Source organism: Protofrankia sp. CiP1_Cm_nod4 (genome assembly GCF_982290645.1).
This window is the reverse complement of record NZ_CEVIVC010000033.1, coordinates 32,998-41,364: the sequence shown is the minus strand read 5'-3', so window position 1 is coordinate 41,364 and position 8,367 is coordinate 32,998. Positions and strand designations below refer to the sequence as shown.

The following is an 8,367-nucleotide window of genomic DNA, read 5'->3' as shown; positions in this document are numbered from 1 at the left end:
CGTGGCCGCGTCGGTGGCCCGCTTCGCCGTCGTGCCGTCCGTGCTGTCGTCGGCCACCGTGGTCAGATCTGCATCTGGGAGTTGAACACGAACGTCCGCTTGCCTACCTGGACCCTGGTCCCGGGGACCAGCGGGGCCGGTTCGTGCGGGTTCAACGGGGTCCACACGGTCGCCTCGGGCGGGGCGATGTACGTCCCGTTCGCGGAGCCCTGGTCCGCGATCACCGCGTCCCAGCCGTTGAGCGTGATGACGGCGTGGACCCGGGAAACCGCGCTCTCACCGTCCTCGACCAGTAACGGAATCGCGCGGCCGGCCCGGACGGCGTCGTCCCGGTCGGGCTGCCTGCCGATCACGATGTCCTTGTCGACGTTGACGGTCCGGCCGTCCTCGAAGACGATCACCCCGATGGTCGGCCGCGGCCCCCGGACAGGGTTGCCGGTCTGCTGGGCCAGGGACAGCCCGCACTCGGTGCAGTAGGGCGCGGCCGGGTGGTTGAAGTGGCCGTTGGCGCAGAGAATGCCCTCGACCTGGGCTTCGGAGCTGCCCGGCAGCATGGTCGGGGCGTCCTGGTCGTCGAACAGGTCGGCGACGTCGAAGCCGCGGCCGGGCAGCTCGGTCAGCGCCTCGCTCTCGGTGTCCTCGACATGCGCGGCCGGGTCGTGCCCGGCGAGCTCGGTCGGCGGATCGTCGTTCGTGGCGGTGAGCGCGGCGAAGTCCTCGAGCTGCGTGGGCTCGGCGGCCCGCAGCCGGGCGGCGGTGTCGAGCTCCTGCTCCCTGCCGTGCTCCTGCTCCCTGCCGTACTCCTGCTCCCTGCCGTGCTCCTGCTCCCTGCCGTAGCCCTGCTCCTCGCCGTACCCCTGCTCCTCGCCGTGCCCGTCCTCTTTGCCGTACCCCTGTTCTTCTTTGCCGTAGCCCTGTTCCGCGCCGCGCTCCCGCTCCTTGCTGTGCAGCGGTGTCAGGGCCGGCGGAGCGCTCGACACCGACCCGTCGGCGCCCCTGGCCGGCGCGGCGTCCACCGACGGGATCGGTGCCGCCCCGGTCATCGGGTTGCGGGGCCCGCCGAAGCCGGCGGCGAAGTCCTCATCGGCCCCTCGGGGCGGGACGAAGACGGGCCCGCTGCTGGCCACCAGGCTCACCCCGATACCGGGTACCGCCCCGATCCGCAGGTCCAGCGGGAAGGCGTCGGCGGCCGGGTTGTTCGCCGCGCCGTAGGCGCTGCCGACACCGGCCGGTCCGAGCGTGCCGGCCGGGCCGATGTCCAGGCGGGCGAACCCGGTCGGCAGCAGGCGGTCCACCCAGGTGGCCGACTCGATCCCGGAGAGGGTGAGCGGGGCGGGGCCGTGGACGACCACCTCCAGCGCGCCGTGGATCAGCACGGCCAGCCGGTCGCCGACCTCCGCCAGCAGGGCGAAGTCGGGTACCACCTCCGGGTCGGCGTCGACGAGCAGCCCGGCGACCCGGCGCACCAGCCGCCGGCCCGTCCCCGAGGCAGCCCCCGCCTCGCCGGCCGCCTCGGCGCACAGCGCCAGCAGCGTCTTGGTCATGTCCGACGTGCCGGGGCGGCCGGTGCTGGCGATGACAAGAACGTCCGACAGGCGGACCACCACACCGGTCCCGGCATCATGTCCGGCTGCCACCACGACCCGGAAACCGTCAAGTCCCGCCATCGTCGCGCCCCTTGTCCTTCGTCCCTGGCCTGCGTCGGCCGCTGCCCCGCCCCTGCCGGCGCGTCCGGCCCGCCGGTGCCGGGCCATCCGCCGGCGTCCGGCGTGTCCCACCCCGGTGAGCCACGTGTACCAACCATCCTGCCGGTGGATCGGGCAGACGTCAGCAACATGTCGGCTACCAGCGGACTTTCCCTCAGGAGAAGACCGTCACCCGGCCGTTGCCGGGGGGAGCAGCCGCCACGAGCGGGCCGTCCGCCCGCCGGGCCGTGACGTTCGGTCAGGACGTTCGGCCAGGACGTTCGGCCGGCCAGAAGCCCGGTCCGGGGTCAGCCGAGGGCCCGGTCCAGGTGGAGGGCCGCGCTGATCAGGGCGAGGTGCGTGAACGCCTGCGGGAAGTTGCCCAGCGCCTCCCCGGACGGCCCGATCTCCTCGGCGTACAGGCCGACGTGGTTGGCGTAGGTCAGCATCTTCTCGAACACCAGCCGGGCCTCGGCGACCCGGCCGGCCCGGGTGAGCGCCTCGACATACCAGAACGAGCACAGGTTGAAGGTGCCCTCGTCCCCGTGCAGCCCGTCGCTGCCGTCCGCCGCGTAACGGCGTACCAGGCTGTCGCTGACCAGTTCCTCGCCGAAACGGTCGAGGGTCGAGAGGAAACGGGGGTCGGTGGGCCCGGCGAACTTCACCAGGGGCATGCACAGCAGGGACGCGTCCAGCCGGGACGACCCGGGATGCTCCATGTACGCGCCACGGACCGGATCCCACGCCGCGGTCTGGACGAACCGGTACGCGCGGCCGGCGTACTCCTTCCACTCGTTGGTCGGGCCGGGCAGGCCGCGCTGCCGGGAGATCCGGCACGCCCGCTCGAAGGCCACCCAGGTCATCAGCGCCGAGTAGGTGAAGCGCTGCCGGCCGCCGCGGGTCTCCCAGATGCCCTCGTCGGGCTCCTCCCAGTGCTTGGCGAGCCAGTCCAGCTGGCGGGAGAGCGCCTCCCACAGCTGGAAGGAGATCGGCGCGGCGAGCTTGTTGTAGAGGTACACCGAGTCCATGAGCTCGCCGTAGATGTCGAGCTGGAGCTGCCCGGCGGCGCCGTTGCCGATCCGCACGGGTCTCGAGTCGCGGTAGCCGCGCAGGTGCTCGAGGACGATCTCGTCGAGGTCGGCGTTGCCGTCCACGCTGTACAGGACGTGCAGGCCCTTGTCACCGGGGGCCTCCTGGCAGCGCTGTTCCAGCCAGTCCATGAACGCGGCGGCCTCGTCGGTGAACCCGAGCGTCATGAGCGCGTAGATGGTGAACGCGGCGTCACGGATCCACGTGTACCGGTAGTCCCAGTTGCGGATGCCGCCGAGCTCCTCCGGCAGGGAGGTGGTGGGCGCCGCCACCAGCGCGCCGGTGGGCCGGTAGACCAGCAGTTTGAGCACGAGCGCGGAGCGGTTCACCATCTCCCGCCAGCGGCCGTGGTAGCGGCTGCGGCGCAGCCAGTTCTGCCAGTAGGTCAGGGTACGGTTGAACAGCTGTTCGGCCTCGCCGTCCACCAGTGGGCGGATCGGCGTGTTCCACTCCAGGACGACGTCCGCGCTGCGTCCCGTATCGAGCGCGAATGTCGCGGTGACGCCGGTGCCGTCGCTGGCCAGCGGGATGGCGGTACGCAGGGTGAGGCTGCCGACGGGAGAGTCGAACACCGCGCCCTGGCCCTCGACGATCGTCACTGTGTGTGATACCCGCCCGTAGTCGAAGCGCGGGTGGCAGCGCAGCGAGAACTCGGCCCGGCCACGTACCGCCCTGGCCTGCCGGACGACCGCGTGCGGTGACTCGGTGACGTCGCTGTCCACCGGGACCATGAAGTCGACGACCTCGCCGACGGCCTGCGGGGCGAGGAAACGGGTCATCAGGACGTTGGAGTCCGGCAGGTAGAGCTGCTTGGCCCGGGAGCCGGGACAGTGGATGCGGAAGGAGCCGCCGCGTTCGGCGTCCAGCAGGCTGGCGAACACCGAGGCCCCGTCGAAGCGCTGCGGACAGTACCAGTCGATGGTGCCGTCGGTCGCGACGAGCGCCACCGTGCGCAGGTCGCCGATGACCGCGTGCTCTTCGATGGGCGGATAACCGGTCACGCGCATGGATGGCCTCTCCGGTGGGCTGTCGACGGAATCATCGTCCGGGCGGTACGTCCGGGCGGTATGCGGTGGATTCTCGATCACGCGGGCGCCGTTCGGGCGGCAGCCGTCCATCGCCGGCCGCCGGCCGTCGCCAGCCATCGGTATCCACCGGGCACGGGCCCGGGGCTTCCGCGAACGTACGTCCGGCCGCCGGCCCGTGAGCGCCGACTTCTCGAAGTGTCAGCTTCTCGAAGTGTCAGGCGATACCGATCGACCGCCGTGGGGCTACCTTGGAGCTTGCCGGCACCGCGTCCGGCAGCGCTGCCGATGTCAGTGGCGCCGATGTCAGCGCTGCCGATGTCGGTGGCGCCCGGCGTCGCCACACAGCCAGTGCGCTGCCCTGGCGGAGTGGGCCGCCGAGGAACGCCGGCGGCGGTGGGACAGCATCGCTGACGGTGGCGTTGCTGGCGACGGTGTTACTGGCGGCGGTGTTACTGATAGTGACGTCAATGCTGGCGGCACTGGGGGTGAGGCCGGTCCGTGGCGGTCCGGCGCCAGGGGAAATGATCATCGAGCTGGATTGTCGGCTGGATGCCTGCCGGCAACGGTCGGGATGGATCGGTCCTGACCTGGGGCTATCATGAATTTGTAACGAAAAGTGTTCAAATGGGCGCGATCTGGGGCGGATCTGGAGTCAGGGTCCGGGCGTCCATGCCGGCGGTCGTTCACGTCACTCTACGATCACAGCATGCCGGCGCAGGGGCCAACGGCACAGAATGGTCAAGGCGGTCTTGTCATGTTCGCCAAAGGCGACCGGGTGTCCCCGGTTGATGATCTTGGCGGTGGGGTCTGGTCGCGCCGCGGGACCGTCCTGGCCGTGCGCGCGGCGCCACGCCGTGAACCCGCACCGGGGGACGACCTGGTCCGGGTCGAGGCGGCCGGCTGGCTGTTCTCGGAGGCTCCACGGGCAACCGTGCTGTGGGACGACGGCACAGCGGAGATCATCGCGGAGGACCGGTTACTCCTGGTGTACGACCGGGTGGAACCGCTCGGCATCCGGGTCGTGACCATGGCCATGGCCGCTCCCGTCGACGTTGTCGAGCACGGCGGGCATGTCGTCCTGCTCCTGCGTGAGGGCCTGCTGCCGCCACACGCGGTCCAGTACCTGCGGGAGAAACTGCGCGGCGTCCGGGCGTCGTTCGTCCCCACCGGCGAGGACGGCCGTTCACCGGCGGAGATCCGCCGCCGCGACCTCGAACTACTACGAGCCCTCATCGCCCAGCTGACAGGGTGACCCCAAATTTTTCGCGGGGCGAAAAATTTGGGGACTCCCGCGTTGCCCGCGGGCTGTGCCACCGCACCTTGTCCGAGAGCCCGGGGGCGGTCAACGGGCCAGCCGTCAGGATCAGGATGTGGAGTAGGGGCCGGGGCGTACGGACGGCCCGCCGTAGGAGCTGCCGTTGAGGCTGCCTCGTGGCGGCTGTTCCGTCATGGCCTGACTGACCTTGGACGCGATGGCTTCGGTCAGTCGGATCGCCTGCGTGAGCGACAGGTTCAGCACGATCTCACTGTCATCGGTCATCGCAAAGCGTACCGAGACATCCGCCATGGTGGTTCCTTTCCTCCTGTGTCGGCCCTGTGTCGGCCGCGAGAAGCCAGTCTGGTCCCTCCCACCATCCCTGATCGCGTAGTCGTACCGGCAGGCACCCCCCGGTAACCGACGGACGTATTCGTATGTTTCAGGAAATGATGTTACTTAATGCAAGATTTACTTGCCCAAAGTGGGTGACTCGTAGTCCACTCCCGCCGCTACATCACTATAAGTATCAATATACTTACATATAGTTCCTATTGTTGGTCGTGTCAGGAGGTCTGGTGACTGACAGATTGCTCGGTGTCGGCTCGTCCGCCCTCGAGAACCGACAGCCCGGCGGCGCCGCCGGGCCGGACCTGCCGACCAGGCCGGCTGGACCGACCAGGCGGGCCCCGCCGGGCCCGGCGGCGACGGAGCGGCTGGCCGCAGCGCCTCAGATCCAGCCCGGGAACCACATCCTCACCCGCCACGCCGAAGTCGGGACCACCTGCGCCGCCATGATCGGATAGAAGTAGACGAACAGCAGCACGACGACGATCGCGTAGACGCCGACCATCAGCGAACCGACAAGCCGCCGCAGGTCGGAGGCGGTCCGGGGGCCCAGGGCGACCCCCGCGAGCGCGGTCAGCCCGAGGACGAGGAACGGCAGCAGCGGCAGCGCGTAGAACAGGAACATCGTCCGGTTGGGGAAGGCCAGCCACGGCAGGAACGACGTCGCGAAGCCGACCAGGACGAGGCCCGCCCGCCAGTCCCGGCGGCTGACCCACAGCGCCAGCACGCCGACCAGCGCCGCCACCCCGACCCACCAGATCGCCGGATTGCCGATCGCGAGGATCTCCCGGGAACAGCCGGCCTGGGAGGCGCAGCCGGGCTCCCCGGCCTTGGGGGTGCTGTAGAAGTAGGCGACCGGCCGGGCCAGTACCAGCCAGCTCAGCGGCTTGGACGCGTACGGGTGCGAGGCGTCCAGATGCTCGTGGAAGCGGAAGATCTGCTGCTGGTAGTCCCACCAGCTGTGCAGCGTCCCCCACATGCCGTCACCGAAGCGGTGGCGGTTGTAACCGCCGCCGGTGACGAACCAGCCGGTCCACGTCGCCAGGAACACGATGGCCGGCAGCGGGACGAAGCTGGTGGACCACTGTGGCCCGTCCCGGCGCACGGCGGCCAGGAGCGGCCGTCGCACACCCGCCGTCCGGCGTGCCCCGGCGTCCCAGGCGATGGCCAGCGCGGCGAATCCCACGAGCGTGTAGACGGCGCTCCACTTCACCCCCAGCGACGCCCCGAGGCACAGCCCGCAGGCAAGCCGCCACGGGCGCACACCCAGACGTGCCCCGAAGCGGATTTTCTTACTGTCTGTTTTATACAGACTACTTATTGATCGCAGATCGATGTTTCCCGCTTCGGACGCGTCCTTACCCGATCGTCCGGCGAGGGGGCTGTTGTCGGTATCCGTGAGGCTGGCGGCCAGCCTGGCCCGTCCGTGATCCCGATCGAGGATCAGGCAGGCCAGGGCCAGGACGAGCCCGGTCATCAGGAAGATGTCGAGGATGCCGATCCGGCTCTGGACGAACTCCAGGCCGTCGAAGGCGAGCAGCAGGCCGGCGAAGCAGCCGAGCAGCGTCGAGCGGAACATCCTCCTGGCGGTCCGGGCGAGCACGAGCACCGCCAGCGTCCCCGCGGCCGCGGAGGCGAAACGCCAGCCCAGCTCGGGACTGCCGTGGCGGATCCCGGCACAGTCAGTGTACCCGAAGAGCCACTCGGACACCGCCATCAGCCACTTGCCCAGCGGCGGGTGGACGACGAACCCGGGGCCGTCGCACCCGCTCTTGATGTCGCTCAACTCGTAGCCGTGGGTGAGCAGACCGTAGGCGTCGTGGGTGTAGTAGACCTCGTCGAAGTAGATGCCGCGCGGTTCGGTGAGCTGCCAGAACCGCAGGACACCGGCGACCGCCGCGATCGCCAGCGACGCGAGCCAGCCCGCGAGCCGGTCGGTGGGCATCGGCGGTGTCAGCCGTTCCCGTGGGCTCAGGCCATCGTGATTACTTTTAGTAACTACCGTGGCCCGCGGCTCGCCGCCGTCCACGGTCGGATAGGTCGCTGTCACCGCCACCGCATCAATGTAGGTGCTGGCACCTGGCAGACTCGGCGGGTGTCCGGAACTCTGGTGCTCTGCGGTGCGCCGATCGGTGACGTGCGTGATGCCAGCCCCCGCCTGGGCGAGGTGCTGGCCCGCGCCGACATCGTCGCGGCCGAGGACACCCGCCGCCTGCGCCGGCTGACCGCCGCCCTCGGTGTCACGATCGCCGGGCGGGTGGTCTCCTGCTTCGACGCCAACGAGCCCTCCCGCGCGGACTTCCTGCTCTCCCACCTGCGCGCGGGAGCCACCGTCGCGCTCATCACGGACGCGGGCATGCCGGCCGTGTCGGACCCGGGCTTCCGGGTGGTGGCCGCCGCCGTCACGGCCGGGGTGGCGGTGACGGTCGTCCCCGGGCCGTCCGCGGTGACCGCCGCGCTCGCGGTCAGCGGGCTGCCCACCGACCGTTGGGTGTTCGAGGGCTTCCTGCCGCGCCGGCCGGGCGAGCGCCGGTCACGCCTGGCCGAGCTGGCCGGGGAGCGGCGCACACTGGTCATCCTGGAGGCTCCGCACCGGCTGCCCGCGACACTGGACGATCTTACCGCGGCCTTCGGGCCCGACCGCGCGGCCGTGGTGTGCCGCGAACTGACCAAGACCTGGGAGGAGACCGTCCGGGACGATCTCGGCGCGCTGGCGGCCTGGGCCCGTGAGCGGGAGATCCGGGGCGAGATCACCCTGGTGGTGGCGGGCCGGCCCGGGACGTCGTCGCAGGCGCCGCCGCAACCGGGCACGCCGGCCGCGGCCGTCCTCTCCGCCACGCTCGCGGCGGAGGTCGCCGCCCGCGAGGCCACCGGCACACCGCGCAAGGCGGCCCTCGCGGCGGTGGCGGCCGAGCACGGCGTCCCCCGCCGTCTCGTCTACGACGCCGTCCTCGCCGCCAAG

General features: G+C 70.7%; 6 protein-coding genes. 2 read left to right on the top strand and 4 right to left on the bottom strand.

Translation table 11 applies throughout. From position 1 onward, the window contains the following. Positions 1-62: 62 nt before the first annotated feature. Both AC5LSR_RS08975 and AC5LSR_RS08970 read right to left on the bottom strand, forming a co-directional pair. On the bottom strand, positions 63-1,667 hold the full coding sequence (locus AC5LSR_RS08975; protein ID WP_250284612.1) for an FHA domain-containing protein: 1,605 nt from the start codon (positions 1,665-1,667) through the stop codon (positions 63-65). A 326-nt stretch (positions 1,668-1,993) separates the two neighbouring features. Continuing rightward, complete coding sequence (locus tag AC5LSR_RS08970) at positions 1,994-3,781, bottom strand: glycoside hydrolase family 15 protein (protein WP_250284615.1); 1,788 nt, start codon at positions 3,779-3,781, stop codon at positions 1,994-1,996. A gap of 775 nt (positions 3,782-4,556) precedes the next feature. Here AC5LSR_RS08970 and AC5LSR_RS08965 point away from each other — a divergent pair. Then, a complete protein-coding gene (locus AC5LSR_RS08965; RefSeq protein ID WP_250284617.1) occupies positions 4,557-5,054 on the top strand; it encodes a hypothetical protein in 498 nt (165 codons plus the stop codon). Between the two features lie 111 nt (positions 5,055-5,165). Here AC5LSR_RS08965 and AC5LSR_RS08960 read toward each other — a convergent pair whose 3' ends face one another. Both AC5LSR_RS08960 and AC5LSR_RS08955 read right to left on the bottom strand, forming a co-directional pair. Beyond that, the gene (locus AC5LSR_RS08960) at positions 5,166-5,369 is read right to left on the bottom strand and encodes a hypothetical protein (protein WP_013872226.1); all 204 of its coding nucleotides are present in this window, start codon (positions 5,367-5,369) and stop codon (positions 5,166-5,168) included. A gap of 418 nt (positions 5,370-5,787) precedes the next feature. Beyond that, on the bottom strand, positions 5,788-7,350 hold the full coding sequence (locus AC5LSR_RS08955; RefSeq protein WP_250289964.1) for a dolichyl-phosphate-mannose--protein mannosyltransferase: 1,563 nt from the start codon (positions 7,348-7,350) through the stop codon (positions 5,788-5,790). Positions 7,351-7,500: 150 nt separating this feature from the next. Here AC5LSR_RS08955 and rsmI point away from each other — a divergent pair. Beyond that, positions 7,501-8,367 (top strand): 16S rRNA (cytidine(1402)-2'-O)-methyltransferase (gene rsmI / locus AC5LSR_RS08950; RefSeq protein WP_493468348.1); only part of this gene is annotated, 867 nt, incomplete at its 3' end.